Below are 15,031 nucleotides of genomic sequence, written 5' to 3' on the forward strand. Positions count from 1 at the left end.
GAATAGAAATGAATAAAGAATAAATAAAGAATAAATAAAGAATAAATAAAGAATAAATAAAAGGTTTAATGACTATGATTTTCGATTCTACCTCGTTTACACGGTACATATAATTATAACAATGGTTCGTCCATATTGTATGGATGAAACCCTTGTTCTACAAATTTAAAAGTGGAGTCAGGGGGTAACAGGTTGGATAAAATTTATGTGTTAGATACGAATGTACTTTTGCAGGATCCTTTATCTATTTTTTCATTTGAAACCAATGAAGTAGTGATTCCAGCAGTTGTATTAGAAGAGGTTGATTCGAAAAAACGTTATATGGATGAAGTAGGACGAAACGCTCGTTATGTATCTAAGTTAATAGATAAATTTCGTGAAATAGGAAAGCTGCATGAAAGTATCCCGCTAGAAAATGGCGGAACATTTCGTATTGAATTGAACCATCGTTCATTTGTTCAACTACAAGATATTTTTGTAGAAAAAACAAATGATAATCGAATTTTAGCTGTAGCAAAAAATCTATCTTTAGAAGAACAGGAAAAAGAGGACGGGAAGTCTGTTATTTTAGTAAGTAAAGATGTACTCGTAAGGGTAAAAGCTGATGCAATTGGTTTGAAGGCTGAAGATTATTTAAGTGATCGCGTAATTGAAGTAGAAAATATATATTCTGGTTTTTTAGAAGGGTATATATCAAAAGAACAATTGGATTATTTTTATGAGAAAGGTGAATTGCCTCTATCTGAAATTGCGAATCATCCTTTTTACCCAAATCAGTTTGTAGTGATGAAAGATGCATTAGGGGGCTCTAGTTCTGCTCTTGGCATTGTGGATCACTTAGGTAAGAAGGTAAAGAAACTTATTTTTCACAATGAACAAGTATGGGGGATACGACCACGAAACGTGCAGCAAATTATGGGATTAGAATTGTTGCTTCGTGAAGATATTCCGCTTGTAACGTTAACGGGGAAAGCCGGCACAGGAAAAACGTTACTTGCGTTAGCTTCGGGACTTATGCAAACAGAAGACTTAGGGTTATATAAAAAATTACTTGTGGCAAGACCAATTGTTCCAGTCGGAAAAGATATCGGTTATTTACCAGGAGAAAAAGAAGAAAAGTTAAGACCATGGATGCAGCCAATTTTTGATAACCTAGAGTATTTATTTAATACGAAAAAGCCAGGAGAGTTAGATGCTATTTTAGCTGGAATGGGTTCGATTGAAGTAGAAGCCCTTACTTATATACGCGGGAGAAGTATTCCAGATCAGTTCATTATCATTGACGAAGCACAAAATTTAACAAAGCATGAAGTGAAAACGATATTAACTAGGGTAGGGGAAAAGAGTAAGATTGTATTGATGGGAGATCCTCAGCAAATTGATCACCCATATTTAGATGAATATAATAATGGCTTAACATATGTTGTAGAGAAGTTTAAAGAACAGCGTATTAGTGGTCATGTGAAGTTTGTTAAAGGTGAGCGATCTAATTTAGCTCAACTAGCAGCAGATTTATTGTAAAAAGGAGTGAGCTTAAGCTCACTCCTTTTCTTTAAATAATTGTAAATTTACGGATGTTACGGATTGGATTTTGTTGATTAGATCCATCATTGAAATAGAGATGAACAGGTCCGTCTTCTTTTAATGGTTTTCCTTCTTTTGAAAAGCCTAGTATAGCATTTTTGACAGTTTCTAATGGAAGTGTCATTGTATGATCTACCGTTTCAATTTCAACTTGCGTAGCGTCCTCTAAAATTTCAGCGTTAGCAAGAAATGGATGAAATGGTATACCAAATGTTCCAGTAATCAGCTGTTCTTTTTTATATTTCTTCACACTTTGTTGTATTGGAGGAAAAGCGGCACCATCACGGATTTCGCGATCCCAATGTTCTGAAGTGTTTTTTAAATAAGTTTCTAGTTCAGACGTGTTTTCTCTAGTTTCATCAAAGTAAGTTGTCAAATCTACTTTTCGATCATCAAAGATCCAAACAGTTGGATCAATAGTGATTGGAAAACGTACTTTTCCGTTAATAAATAAAATTTCGCTCATTGTTGTTCCCCCATTTGTGTTATACTCCCACTTTTCAGTATAATAGTATTAGACACTGTTGTCACAAAAAATGTTTCTATTGCAATTTATTAAAACTATCGCTAATATTAATAGATAGGATAGAGGAGAGTAGGACGGAAACGGAGGGAATCAATTTGGCGTCTGAGACAGTAGCAAATCATCAGGAAAAGGCACTAGCCCTTCTACAAGCGGATGCAGAGAAGATTTTAAGACTTATTAAGGTGCAAATGGACCATCTTACAATGCCGCAATGTCCATTATATGAAGAAGTGTTAGACACACAAATGTTTGGACTATCCCGCGAGGTCGATTTTGCGGTTCGCCTTGGTCTTATTGCAGAAGAACAAGGGAAAGCAATGTTAGGTGAGCTCGAACGTGAGTTATCTGCACTTCATGAAGCATTTACAAACAAACAACAATAACGGGTTCAAATAAGGGGGCTCAAACTAAATTAGTTTGAGCTTTTTATTTGTATAATAAAGCAGGAAGAATCAATGTACATATGGAATACAACAATAATTAAATTGAAACAGAAAGAGGAAATGAAATGAAAAAAGTATGGAAATCAATGGATTATTCATTATTACTTCCTCTTGTTATCTTATGTGTGCTGGGAGTAATAATGGTATATAGTTCTAGTTCCATTGTTGCGATTTCGAGGCATAACTGGCCGGCAAATTACTTTTTTAAAAAACAATTAATAACTTTAGCTATTGGAACGGTATTGTTAGTAATTGTAGCTTCGTTACCTTATAAGTTTTGGAGAAAACGAATAATTTTATCGGCGATGGGGCTAGGGAGTATTGCTTTACTAGCAGCAGCCTTGATTTTTGGTAAGGAAATAAATGGTGCAAAAGGTTGGATATTAGGTATACAGCCCGCTGAATTTGTTAAATTATCGATTATTATTATATTAGCTCGCTTTTTTGCAAGGAGACAAGAAACAAATACACCTGTTTTTAAAGGGTCGGGACTTACACTTGGTTTTGTTGGAATGGCAATGTTTTTAATTTTAAAGCAAAATGATTTAGGTACCGATTTGTTAATTGCAGGAACAGTAGGGATTATGTTTCTTTGTTCAGGAGTAAGGATTAATTTATGGATTAAACGAATTGTTTTAACTTCTATAGTATGGATTCCAGCTCTATATTTTTTGGCTAATTATAAATTAAGTGGATATCAAAAGGCACGTTTTTCAGTTTTTCTTGATCCATTCAATGATCCTCAGAATGATGGATTCCAATTAGTAAATTCTTTTATTGGAATTGCTTCAGGAGGGCTAAATGGTCGAGGATTAGGAAATAGTGTGCAAAAATATGGTTATTTACCAGAACCTCAAACAGATTTTATTATGGCTATTATATCTGAAGAATTAGGTTTTATTGGTGTAGCTATTATTTTAATTTGCTTGCTACTTATTATTATTCGTTCATTCAGGATTGCTCAAAAATGTAACGATCCTTTTGGAAGTTTAATTGCAATCGGAATTGCAAGTTTAATAGGAGTACAAACTTTTGTTAATGTTGGTGGTATGTCTGGATTAATACCGCTTACTGGAGTGCCTTTACCGTTTATTAGTTATGGTGGAAGTTCCTTAATAGCTAATCTACTTGCAATGGGAATACTACTTAATATTGCTAGTCACGTGAAACGACAAGAGAAACAACAGAATGGTGTAATGAAAGAAAGAGAACAAAATGGACCACATCTTGTAGTTGTAAAATAAAAACACATTGTGCTTTAGAGCATGATGTGTTTTTTATTTTTAAGTAGTTTTAAATATGATGTACTAATTTCTCTTTCAGTTAAAAGATATATCACATTAAGTTAAATGTGATATACAATTAAGTTGTTAGAAAAGGAAGAGGTATGCTATACTATTTTTGTGAAACAAATTGCACAGAAAACTTATCATTTGTTAGAAAATAAGGTATGATGGATAAAAATAAAGTGAAGCTTTCTAAGTATAATATAATGTGGAAAGTGAAGAACTTCACGCTTTTTAAGGTGTGTATATATTTTATCTCTAGAGTGGTAGGGAAGTAGAGGGGGAAAATCATGACAAAGCTGCAACGTATTCAAAAAGTATTGGTAGCTAACCGTGGAGAGATTGCAATTCGTGTGTTTCGAGCTTGTTCGGAACTTGGATTAAAAACAGTTGCAATCTATTCTAAAGAGGATAGTGGTTCTTATCATCGCTATAAAGCCGATGAGTCCTATTTAGTTGGGGAAGGAAAAAAACCAATTGATGCTTATCTAGATATTGAAGGCATTATTGAGATTGCAAAAAGTAATCATGTAGATGCAATCCACCCTGGATATGGTTTCTTGTCAGAAAATATTCAATTCGCTAAACGTTGTGAAGAAGAAGGAATTATCTTTATTGGTCCGAAAAGTAAGCATTTAGATATGTTTGGAGATAAAGTGAAAGCAAGAACACAAGCGCAGCTAGCACAAATTCCAGTTATACCTGGTAGTGATGGCCCAGTAAATTCATTAGAAGAAGTCGAAAAATTTGCTGAAAAGTATGATTACCCGATTATTATTAAAGCATCCCTTGGGGGTGGCGGTCGTGGTATGCGTATTGTGCGTACTAGTGAGGAATTAGGAGAATCATATAATCGAGCGAAATCAGAAGCGAAAGCAGCTTTTGGTAATGATGAAGTTTACGTCGAAAAATTCGTTGAAAAACCTAAACATATAGAAGTACAAATTTTAGCAGATGAAGAAGGCAATGTTGTTCATTTATACGAGCGTGACTGTTCTGTACAACGTCGTCATCAAAAAGTTGTAGAAATTGCACCGAGTGTATCACTTTCAGATGATCTGCGTCAGCGTATTTGTGATGCTGCTGTGAAGTTAACGAAAAATGTAAACTATTTAAATGCAGGAACAGTAGAATTCCTTGTAAAAGATGATGAGTTTTACTTTATTGAAGTAAATCCACGTGTTCAAGTAGAACATACGATTACAGAAATGATTACGGGAGTAGATATTGTTCAATCACAAATTTTAATAGCGGATGGACATTCATTACATAGCAAAATGGTAGGTGTTCCGAAGCAAGAGGAAGTAGTTGTACATGGATTTGCAATTCAATCTCGTGTAACAACTGAAGATCCGCTAAATAATTTTATGCCGGATACAGGAAAAATTATGGCGTATCGATCAGGTGGTGGTTTTGGTGTGCGTCTTGATACAGGAAATAGCTTCCAAGGTGCAGTTATTACACCGTACTACGATTCTTTACTTGTAAAAGTTACAACTTGGGCACTTACTTTTGAGCAAGCTGCTGCAAAAATGGAACGTAACTTAAAAGAATTCCGTATTCGTGGTATTAAAACAAATATTCCATTCCTAGAGAATGTAGTAAAGCATAAAAACTTCTTATCAGGAGAATATGATACTTCATTTATCGATGCGTCACCTGAATTGTTCTTGTTCCCGAAACGTAAAGACCGTGGAACGAAAATGTTAAATTACATTGGTACAGTAACAGTAAATGGTTTCCCAGGAGTAGGGAAAAAAGAAAAACCAATATTCCCAGATGCTCGTATTCCATGTTTAAAACATTCAGAGCCAATCCAAAATGGAACGAAACAAATTTTGGACGAGCGTGGAGCGGACGGATTAGTAAAATGGGTACAGGATCAAAAACGTGTACTTTTAACGGATACAACATTCCGTGATGCACACCAGTCATTACTTGCAACTCGTATTCGTACAAAAGATTTACATCAAATTGCGGAGCCAACAGCGAGAATGTTACCGAACCTATTCTCAGCGGAAATGTGGGGCGGTGCAACGTTTGATGTTGCGTATCGTTTCTTAAAAGAAGATCCATGGGAACGATTACTAGATCTTCGTGAAAAAATGCCGAACGTGTTATTCCAAATGTTACTTCGTTCTTCAAACGCAGTTGGATACAAAAACTATCCAGATAATTTAATTCAAAAATTTGTGGAATGTTCTGCTCAAGCAGGCATTGATGTATTCCGTATTTTTGATAGTTTAAACTGGGTGGAGGGCATGAGAGTTGCAATTGACGCTGTACGAGACACTGGTAAAATTGCAGAAGCAACAATGTGCTACACAGGGGATATTCATGATCCACTGCGTAGTAAATATGATTTAAATTATTATAAAAATTTAGCAAAAGAGTTAGAAGCATCAGGAGCTCACATTTTAGGTATTAAAGATATGGCGGGCTTACTAAAACCAAATGCAGCATATGATTTAGTTTCTGCATTAAAAGAGACAGTGTCGATTCCAATTCATCTGCACACGCACGATACGAGTGGAAATGGTATATTAACGTATACGAAGGCAATTGAAGCAGGTGTTGATATCGTCGATGTAGCAGTGAGTTCTATGGCTGGTCAAACGTCACAACCAAGTGCGAACACGCTATACTATGCGTTAGGCGGAAACGAAAGACAACCAGATGTTAATATAGATTCTTTAGAAAAACTATCTCACTATTGGGAAGATGTACGCAAATACTATGCACCGTTTGAAAGTGGTATGAATGCGCCTCATACAGAGGTATATATGCATGAAATGCCGGGTGGGCAGTATAGTAATCTTCAGCAACAAGCGAAGGCGGTTGGTTTAGGAGATCGCTTCGATGAAGTGAAAGTAATGTACCGCCGTGTGAATGACATGTTTGGAGATATTGTAAAAGTAACACCATCATCAAAAGTTGTTGGTGATATGGCATTATTTATGGTTCAAAACCATCTGACAGAACAAGATGTTTTAGAGCGTGGACATGCGATGGACTTCCCAGGGTCTGTTGTTGAAATGTTCTCTGGTGATTTAGGTCAACCGTACGGTGGTTTCCCGAAAGAATTACAAAAGATTATTTTAAAAGGGAAAGAGCCATTAACAGTAAGACCAGGTGAATTACTAGACCCAGTAGATTTCGAAGCGTTAAAAGAAGAATTATTCCATAAACTTGGACGCGAAGTAACGATTTTTGATGTAGTAGCATATGCTTTATATCCAAAAGTATTTATGGATTATGAAAAAGTTGCTGAGCTTTATGGAAATGTATCTGTACTTGATACACCGACGTTCTTCTATGGTATGAGACTAGGTGAAGAAATTGATGTAGAAATTGAACAGGGTAAAACATTGATGGTTAAACTAGTATCAATTGGAGAACCTCAGCCGGATGGAAACCGTGTTCTTTACTTGGAATTTAACGGTCAACCACGTGAAATTATCGTGAAAGACGAGAGTGTAAAAGCAACAGTTGCACAACGTGTGAAAGGAAACCGTGAGAATCCAAATCATATTAGTGCAACGATGCCAGGAACGGTAATTAAAGTAGTTGTAAAAGAAGGCGACGAAGTGAAAAAAGGCGATTCTATGGCAATTACAGAAGCGATGAAAATGGAAACGACAGTTCAAGCGCCGTTCAATGGTAAAGTGAAGAAAGTATATGTTAACGATGGTGATGCGATTCAAACGGGTGATTTACTTATTGAATTAGATCACTAAAATAAGAAAAGAGCTGTGTGAATACAGCTCTTTTCTTATTGCAAAAAATCCCTTGCCGAATTGGCAAGGGATTTTAGTTTTAAATTATTTTGTTTGTTTAGAAGTTGATTCGGCTTCTTTGGCATTCACTTTACTTCTTGTTCCTAGCATAACTAAATAGCATAGTACGGCAAACAAGCAAGAAATGAATAGAGAATGTAACAATGCCATTGCTAAACTAGCGTTTGTAAATACAACTAAAACTCCTACTACAGCTTGAAGTGTAACAAGGATAAATGAAATAATCCATCCCCAATATACTACAGATTGCTGCTTGTAATGGCGAATAGCGAGAATCATCGCGTATAGTATCCAAGCGAAAATTAACATCGCTGCAACTCTATGGCCCATTTGAACCCATTCATGTAGTTGAGTTGGCATAGGTCTGTTTTTGCTACATAAAGGAAAGTCTGGACAGGCTAAGCTAGCTCGTTCGTGACGTACTAAAGCACCTGTGTAGACGACGATATAACTGTAAATTGTTACACCATAAATATGAAATTTCATTTTTTTGTCCATAATAAGTGAACGTGCATCAAATTTTTGGTCAATTTCAAAGATAAGACACGTTAATAAAATGACAGAAGCAAATGAAATTAAGGAAATACCGAAATGGATAGCAAGTACAGCTGGCATTTGTCCCCAAACAACTGCTGCTGCTCCCATTAATGCTTGTGCAACTAAAAATACGAAGGATAAAATTGCTAACGTTTTTGTTTCACGCACATGTTTATAATATTTCCAGGACAAAATACAAAGTAGAGTGACAAGAATTCCAGCTGATCCTGATGTTAATCGGTGGCTAAGTTCAATAATAGTTTCCATTGATAAATTAGATGGAACAAATTCACCGTTACAAAGTGGCCATGATTTACCACAACCTTGACCAGAACCTGTTTTTGTAACTAAAGCGCCTCCTAATAAAACTATTAATAAATCAATGCTTGTAATGACTGCTAACCATTTAATAAAGCGTTGCAATCTCTTTCACCATCTTTCTGCTATGAAGTTATTGCGAAATATTTTCATTCCATTATGTATAGAATAAAACGCGCTAGTTCCTATGATATATAAAAAATAATAAAATAGCAAAGAAATGGAGGGGGAAGGAAAGGGAGAGAAAATAGGTGTAAAAACAGGGTTCGCAAGGAAAATTTTGGGTGAAAAATAGGCTATTTTGAAAAGAAATGGGGAGAATACGTGTTAAATAGGACAAAATAGTTTATTATAGAAGGTAACATCATGTTATGATAAGGATAAGTCAGAATGAAGTTTTTTATATTCGACACAAAAAGTTCATGTTTTCTTCACAAAATGTTCGGGAAATATGATTTAATATATTGGAGTATGGGCGTAGATTAGTAGTAGAATGGGTTAACAATGTTTCTACTGTAATAATATTGCTATATAGAAGCGAATTATTTCATTTGAAATAGGCGCAAAAAGAAAGATGAAAGTTTTAAGAGGGGGTTAGAGTGATGAACCATGCAACAAGTGAGCTGCATGATGAGTCCGCTGTTACAAGTGTACCGGAAACAACTCGGTTACAAGATTTAAAAGCACTCGTTAAAATGGGGATTGTAAACTCAAATACACTTACTGTATTTACAGGATTTTGGTTGGCATTACACTTTAATGGATTAAGTGTAATGGACAATCTGGATAAGTTATTCTTTACAATCGTTGGTTCAGGATTAATTATGGCAGGGGTATGTTGTTTAAACAACTACATTGATCGAGACATCGATCCATTAATGGAAAGAACAAAGACCCGTCCAACGGTTACTGGAAAGTATAAACCAGGATTTGCACTTACATTTGGACTAGTCATATTACTTCTTGGTTTTGTATTTTTATTATTAACAACACCAATGGCAGTCTTAATGGGATTTATTGGTGCTTTCACATATGTTGTTCTATATAGTTTATGGACAAAGAGAAAGTATACACTAAATACTGTTGTAGGTAGTATATCTGGTGCAGTTCCTCCTTTAATTGGATGGGCAGCAATCGATCCATCTTTAGGCCATCCAATTGCTTGGATGTTATTTTTAATTATGTTTATTTGGCAAATCCCACATTTCCTTGCATTAGCAATGAAACGTGTTGATGAATATCGAAATGCAGGAATTCCAATGCTTCCTGTAGTTCATGGATTTGAAATTACGAAACGCCAAATTATGATTTGGACAGTATGTTTATTACCACTACCATTTTATATGAGTGGACTAGGGATAACATTTATGGTAATTGCAACACTGCTTAACATCGGATGGATCGTTTTAGGATTTTATGGCTTCCGTAAGAAAGATGACATCAAATGGTCCGTGCAAATGTTTGTTTATTCCCTAAATTATTTAACAATCTTATTTGTATCAATGATTGTAGTTACATTCTTCTAAGACAACGACATAATTGGATTTCTTTACGTTGAGATTTACTTTACTTAACTATAAAGTACAATCTAATTCACAAGGAAAGTGGGGGTTGTTTGTATGAAGAAACAGTGGCGACTGCTTTCGTTCGTTTCACTGCTGGCTTTACTGTTAGGGGGATGCGGTAAAGCCTTTCAATCTACTTTAATTCCGCAAGGAGAAGTAGCAAAAATGCAATATGATTTACTTCTACTGGCGAGTGCAATCATGGTAGGAGTAGTACTAGTAGTTACTATTATTTTCTTATATGTAATTGTGCGTTTCCGACAAAAGAAAGGTCAGGAAGATTATATTCCAGAGCAAGTTGAAGGGAATCACAAGCTAGAAATTATATGGACAGTTATTCCGATTATTCTTTTACTAATCTTAGCTGTTCCAACAGTTACATATACATTCAAACTTGCTGATGTAAGTGCGATGGAGAAAAAGAATATTGATAAAGATACTATCGTTGTTGATGTAACAGCGAATCTTTATTGGTGGGAATTTTCTTATAAATCAGAAAAGATAGTAACTTCGCAAGATTTGGTCATCCCCACAGGTAAGAAAGTGTATTTAAATTTGAAGGGTGCCGATATTAAACACTCATTTTGGGTTCCATCTTTAGCAGGGAAAATGGATACAAATACAGACAATGTGAACAAAATGTGGTTAAAGGCAGATAAATCGGGCACTTATAATGGTTTTTGTACAGAATTTTGCGGCCCATCACATTCTTTAATGCAATTTAAAGTGAAAGCTTTAGATGAAAGCGAGTACAAAAAATGGCTTGCTGATATGAAGAAGATTGATGGGAAGAAAGAAGTAGCTTCAACAAAGGCGCAAGAGGGCCAAGAAATATTTAATAAAAGCTGTATTGGTTGTCACGCAGTTGGATCTAATGATAGTAGACCACCTTCCGCTCGTATCGCACCAAACTTAGCAAACTTTGCGGATCGCGATATGGTTGCCGGTATTGCCGAAAACAATGAAGAAAACTTAAAAAAATGGCTGAAAGATCCTGAAAATATGAAGCCAGGAAACAAAATGACTGGCAAATATGGCAACTTAACGGATGATCAAATTGATGCATTAAATGCATACTTACAAACGTTAAAAGTTGAAAAGTAAAGAGGGACTATTCGCGAAGGGGAGGTTGAAAACGTGAGTTCTGTAGCAAAAAAACAGGGGATGGGTGCTGTCATATGGGATTATTTAACGACAGTAGACCATAAAAAGATTGCCATTCTCTATTTAATTGCAGGTGGATTGTTTTTTGTAATAGGCGGAATAGAAGCTCTATTTATTCGCCTTCAATTAGCGATTCCTAACAATGCTTTTCTTGTTGGGGATGCTTATAATCAAGTATTAACGATGCACGGTACAACAATGATTTTCCTCGCAGCTATGCCACTCGTGTTTGCATTTATGAACGCCGCTGTACCACTTCAAATTGGTGCACGTGATGTAGCGTTCCCGTTTTTGAATTCACTCGGATTTTGGTTATTTTTCTTTGGTGGAGTATTTTTAAATTTAAGTTGGTTTTTAGGTGGAGCACCTGATGCAGGATGGACATCTTATGCATCTTTAGCTTTAGCCTCTAAAGGTCATGGTGTTGATTTCTATGTACTCGGCTTGCAAATCTCAGGTATTGGTACATTAATTGGAGGAATTAACTTCCTTGTAACCATTATTAATATGCGCGCTCCAGGAATGACGTATATGCGTATGCCGATGTTTACATGGACAACATTTGTAACATCTTCGCTTATATTATTCGCTTTTCCGCCGTTAACTGTAGGATTAGGACTTTTAATGTTAGATCGTTTATTTGGAACAAGTTTCTTTAATCCGGCATTGGGCGGGAATACAATTATATGGGAGCATTTATTCTGGATTTTCGGTCATCCAGAAGTATACATTCTTATACTCCCAGCTTTCGGAATATTCTCAGAAATCTTCGCAACATTTTCGAAAAAACGATTGTTTGGTTATTCATCGATGGTGTTTGCGACTGTATTAATTGGATTTTTAGGATTTATGGTATGGGCGCACCATATGTTTACTGTTGGACTTGGTCCAGTTGCTAATGCTATTTTCTCAGTTGCAACAATGGCGATTGCGGTTCCGACTGGTATCAAAATATTCAACTGGCTCTTTACAATGTGGGGCGGAAGTATTCGTTTTACGACACCAATGATGTGGGCAGTAGCTTTCATTCCATCATTCGTAATGGGTGGAGTTACAGGGGTTATGCTAGCATCTGCACCAGCTGATTATCAATTTCATGATAACTATTTCGTAGTAGCACATTTTCATTATGTAATCGTTGGCGGTGTTGTATTTGGTTTACTTGCAGGAGCTCATTATTATTGGCCACTGATGTTTAATAAAGTATTAAATGAAACATTAGGAAAGATAACGTTTTGGCTATTCTTTATCGGCTTCCATTTAACTTTCTTTATTCAGCATTTCCTTGGCTTGATTGGTATGCCACGCCGTTACTACACATATCTTGAAGGGCAAGGGTTGGAAATGGGGAATATGATTAGTTCCATCGGAGCGGTGTTTATGGCTCTTGGAACGATTGTTCTTCTATTCAATGTAATTAAAACAACAGTATCAAAAGAAAAAGCTGGTCGTGATCCGTGGGATGCACGTACATTAGAATGGACAATGCCAGCACCGACACCAGAATATAACTTTAAACAATTACCATTTGTTCGCGGATTAGATCCGTTTTGGATTGAAAAACGTGAAGGTAATAAAGAAATGACAGCAGCGGAACCAGTTGGTGATATTCATATGCCAAATCCTTCGTTTTCACCATTTGTCATTTCTTTCGGATTGTTTATAGCGGCATTTGGTGCGATGTATATGCAGGGCGGAAAAGATAAGTTCTGGTTATTAGTAGCAATTATTGGTTTAATCATTACATTTGGCACAATGTTCCTACGTTCAGTAATTGATGATCATGGGTATCATATTCATAAAGAAGATTTAGAGGATAAGGGGGGCAAGGCATAATGCATGTAGATGAAAAATTAACGAATGAAACATTTCCAGCAGAGCCTGAAAAAGCAACCCTTGAAGGGAAAAATAAGTTTGTCGGTTTTTGGTTATTTCTTGGAGGCGAAACAGTGTTGTTCGCTTCCTTATTCGGAACATATTTAGCGTTAAAGAATTCTACAAATGGTGGACCAACATCTCAAGAGATGTTCCAAATGCCACTCGTTTTCATTATGACGATGCTTTTATTAACGAGTAGCTTAACGAGTGTATATGCGATGTATCACATGAAAAACTTTAACTTTAAGAAAATGCAGCTTTGGTTACTAGTAACAGTATTGCTAGGTTTAGGGTTTTTAGGATTTGAGATATATGAGTTTTATCATTATACACATGAATTTAAGCATACTATGAGAAGTAGTGCCTTTGGCTCTGCGTTTTATGCTCTTGTTGGTACACATGGACTCCACGTATTGTTTGGGTTATGTTGGATTTTAACATTAATCTTTAGAAATGCGAAGAGAGGTCTAAATTTATACAATGCACCGAAGTTTTATGTTGCATCGATTTATTGGCACTTTATTGACGTAGTTTGGGTGTTTATTTTCACTGTAGTATATTTAATGGGAATGGTGGGATAAACAATGGCGATAAAGCAAACGAATAATCCTAAAGTTGATCTTGTTTATCGGAAGAGAAAAAGTGCGGAGGAAATGAGGCATCAAGTTATTACGTTTGCATTAATGATTTTTTTAACATTAGTTGCATTTGTAGCAGTGGCGTATCCAAAAACTTTTAGTCCGATTTTCTCTGTACCGTTTATTTTACTATTAGCAGTGGTACAAGTAATTTTTCAATTGTATTATTTTATGCATATGAGTCATAAAGGACATGAAGCAGCAAGTTTCTTTCTTTACTCTGGTCTGCTAATAGGGTTAATTACAATTTTAGCTTTTATGACAATCGTGTGGATTTGAAAAGTGAAAAATAAGGGAGCTTGTGTTGTCACAGCTCCCTCTTCATATTATGAGATAACCTTACGAAGGCAGGTGTGAAAATGAGTAACTTGTGGATATTTGGTTTTCAGGCTTTATGGAGTCCAATCTTTTTATTATTTATGCTTTCGATTCTTATTGGGTACTTCTTAATTATTGGACCATATAGAATGCGATTTGAAAATGCGACGAAGGTAAGTAAGAAGCAAATTTTTTATTTTACGACTGGTATTGTTCTTTTGTATTTTGTAAAGGGAGGGCCTATTGATTTAATTGGCCATATTATATTTAGTGCTCATATGTTTGAAATGGCAGTCATGTATATTGCAGTTCCACCGTTACTGTTGCTTGGTATACCAATTTGGTTATATCGTTACATTACTTCTTTTAAGTTCGTTCAAATTATATTAAAGGCATTTGCTAAACCACTTATTGCGTTGTTTGTATTTAACGGCCTGTTTTCTTTTTATCATTTACCAGTTGTTTTTGATACAGTAAAACAAAGTCAAATAGCTCATCCTATTTGTCTCGCTATATTGTTTTTTACAGCAATCATGATGTGGTGGCCGATGTTAAATCCATTACCAGAATATCAAACGTTAAGTGATATAAAGAAACTTGGTTATATGTTTGCTAACGGCATATTATTAACGCCTGCATGTGCGTTAATCATTTTTGCGACAGCCCCGTTATTTGCAACGTATACGGATCCGGCTGCTTGGATGAAAGCGATGGAACTATGTGTACCAGCGGGCACTTTATCAGATTTAAATATAACGGGACCAGAATTTTTGCACTGGATGCCAGTCGTACAAGATCAGCAAACTGGTGGTATCATAATGAAAATTGTCCAGGAAATAGTGTACGGTACAATTATAGGCTATGTATTCTTTAGATGGGCACGTAGAGAACGTGAAAAGGATAAGGAGCAGTTGCAACAATTGCCGCCGTATTTACAGATTAAGTAAAAAAGTGTATGGGATTCCATGCGCTTTTTC

12 protein-coding genes are annotated in these 15,031 nt (G+C 35.8%); 10 read left to right on the forward strand and 2 right to left on the reverse strand.

The window, feature by feature from the left end; translation table 11 throughout:
- The first annotated feature begins 192 nt into the window (after nt 1-192).
- A complete protein-coding gene (locus tag ABWK52_RS15735; protein ID WP_000358083.1) occupies nt 193-1,521 on the forward strand; it encodes a PhoH family protein in 1,329 nt (442 codons plus the stop codon).
- Nucleotides 1,522-1,552: 31 nt separating this feature from the next.
- Here the strand turns inward: ABWK52_RS15735 and ABWK52_RS15740 are convergent, their stop codons facing one another.
- Nucleotides 1,553-2,050: a hypothetical protein gene (locus ABWK52_RS15740; RefSeq protein ID WP_001289809.1), complete on the reverse strand. Its 498-nt coding sequence runs from the start codon at nt 2,048-2,050 to the stop codon at nt 1,553-1,555.
- Between the two features lie 155 nt (nt 2,051-2,205).
- Between ABWK52_RS15740 and ABWK52_RS15745 the strand changes: the two genes are divergently transcribed.
- The 3 genes from ABWK52_RS15745 (at nt 2,206) to pyc (ending at nt 7,576) form a co-directional block, all read left to right on the forward strand.
- Nucleotides 2,206-2,493: a YlaN family protein gene (locus tag ABWK52_RS15745; RefSeq protein WP_000135694.1), complete on the forward strand. Its 288-nt coding sequence runs from the start codon at nt 2,206-2,208 to the stop codon at nt 2,491-2,493.
- 125 nt (nt 2,494-2,618) lie between these two features.
- Nucleotides 2,619-3,797 carry an FtsW/RodA/SpoVE family cell cycle protein gene (locus tag ABWK52_RS15750; protein WP_000758413.1) on the forward strand — a complete coding sequence of 393 codons (1,179 nt, stop codon included), beginning with the start codon at nt 2,619-2,621 and terminating at the stop codon, nt 3,795-3,797.
- A gap of 332 nt (nt 3,798-4,129) precedes the next feature.
- Complete coding sequence (gene pyc / locus ABWK52_RS15755; RefSeq protein ID WP_098430289.1) at nt 4,130-7,576, forward strand: pyruvate carboxylase; 3,447 nt, start codon at nt 4,130-4,132, stop codon at nt 7,574-7,576.
- An 84-nt stretch (nt 7,577-7,660) separates the two neighbouring features.
- On the opposite strand, the gene ctaA is transcribed toward pyc, so the two are convergent.
- A complete protein-coding gene (gene ctaA, locus ABWK52_RS15760) occupies nt 7,661-8,596 on the reverse strand; it encodes a heme A synthase (protein WP_098541584.1) in 936 nt (311 codons plus the stop codon).
- A 497-nt stretch (nt 8,597-9,093) separates the two neighbouring features.
- Here ctaA and ctaB point away from each other — a divergent pair, with 497 nt between their 5' ends.
- From ctaB to ctaG, 6 genes are all read left to right on the forward strand, one after another.
- Complete coding sequence (gene ctaB / locus ABWK52_RS15765; RefSeq protein WP_001015056.1) at nt 9,094-10,017, forward strand: protoheme IX farnesyltransferase; 924 nt, start codon at nt 9,094-9,096, stop codon at nt 10,015-10,017.
- 93 nt (nt 10,018-10,110) lie between these two features.
- Nucleotides 10,111-11,160 carry a cytochrome c oxidase subunit II gene (gene coxB / locus ABWK52_RS15770; protein WP_000745268.1) on the forward strand — a complete coding sequence of 350 codons (1,050 nt, stop codon included), beginning with the start codon at nt 10,111-10,113 and terminating at the stop codon, nt 11,158-11,160.
- A 60-nt stretch (nt 11,161-11,220) separates the two neighbouring features.
- Nucleotides 11,221-13,056: a cytochrome c oxidase subunit I gene (gene ctaD, locus ABWK52_RS15775; protein WP_153578907.1), complete on the forward strand. Its 1,836-nt coding sequence runs from the start codon at nt 11,221-11,223 to the stop codon at nt 13,054-13,056.
- Nucleotides 13,056-13,679 (forward strand): cytochrome c oxidase subunit III, encoded by a 624-nt coding sequence (gene ctaE / locus ABWK52_RS15780; RefSeq protein WP_000557861.1) that lies wholly within the window; start codon nt 13,056-13,058, stop codon nt 13,677-13,679. The genes ctaD and ctaE overlap by 1 nt, the downstream gene beginning before the upstream one ends.
- A gap of 3 nt (nt 13,680-13,682) precedes the next feature.
- Complete coding sequence (ctaF, locus tag ABWK52_RS15785) at nt 13,683-14,015, forward strand: cytochrome c oxidase subunit IVB (protein WP_000985706.1); 333 nt, start codon at nt 13,683-13,685, stop codon at nt 14,013-14,015.
- 80 nt (nt 14,016-14,095) lie between these two features.
- On the forward strand, nt 14,096-15,001 hold the full coding sequence (ctaG, locus tag ABWK52_RS15790) for a cytochrome c oxidase assembly factor CtaG (protein WP_000069022.1): 906 nt from the start codon (nt 14,096-14,098) through the stop codon (nt 14,999-15,001).
- Nucleotides 15,002-15,031: the final 30 nt, after the last annotated feature.

The sequence above is a fragment of the Bacillus sp. AP50 genome, assembly GCF_040492675.1.
Classification (GTDB): domain Bacteria; phylum Bacillota; class Bacilli; order Bacillales; family Bacillaceae_G; genus Bacillus_A; species Bacillus_A cereus.

Excerpts from the sequence above, each read along its gene's own strand:
- ABWK52_RS15740 (WP_001289809.1), bottom strand. The coding sequence starts at position 2,050 with ATGAGCGAAATTTTATTTATTAACGGAAAAGTACGTTTTCCAATCACT.
- ABWK52_RS15750 (WP_000758413.1), top strand. The coding sequence starts at position 2,619 with ATGAAAAAAGTATGGAAATCAATGGATTATTCATTATTACTTCCTCTT.
- pyc (WP_098430289.1), top strand. The coding sequence starts at position 4,130 with ATGACAAAGCTGCAACGTATTCAAAAAGTATTGGTAGCTAACCGTGGA.
- ctaB (WP_001015056.1), top strand. The coding sequence starts at position 9,094 with ATGAACCATGCAACAAGTGAGCTGCATGATGAGTCCGCTGTTACAAGT.
- coxB (WP_000745268.1), top strand. The coding sequence starts at position 10,111 with ATGAAGAAACAGTGGCGACTGCTTTCGTTCGTTTCACTGCTGGCTTTA.
- ctaD (WP_153578907.1), top strand. The coding sequence starts at position 11,221 with ATGGGTGCTGTCATATGGGATTATTTAACGACAGTAGACCATAAAAAG.
- ctaE (WP_000557861.1), top strand. The coding sequence starts at position 13,056 with ATGCATGTAGATGAAAAATTAACGAATGAAACATTTCCAGCAGAGCCT.
- ctaF (WP_000985706.1), top strand. The coding sequence starts at position 13,683 with ATGGCGATAAAGCAAACGAATAATCCTAAAGTTGATCTTGTTTATCGG.
- ctaG (WP_000069022.1), top strand. The coding sequence starts at position 14,096 with ATGAGTAACTTGTGGATATTTGGTTTTCAGGCTTTATGGAGTCCAATC.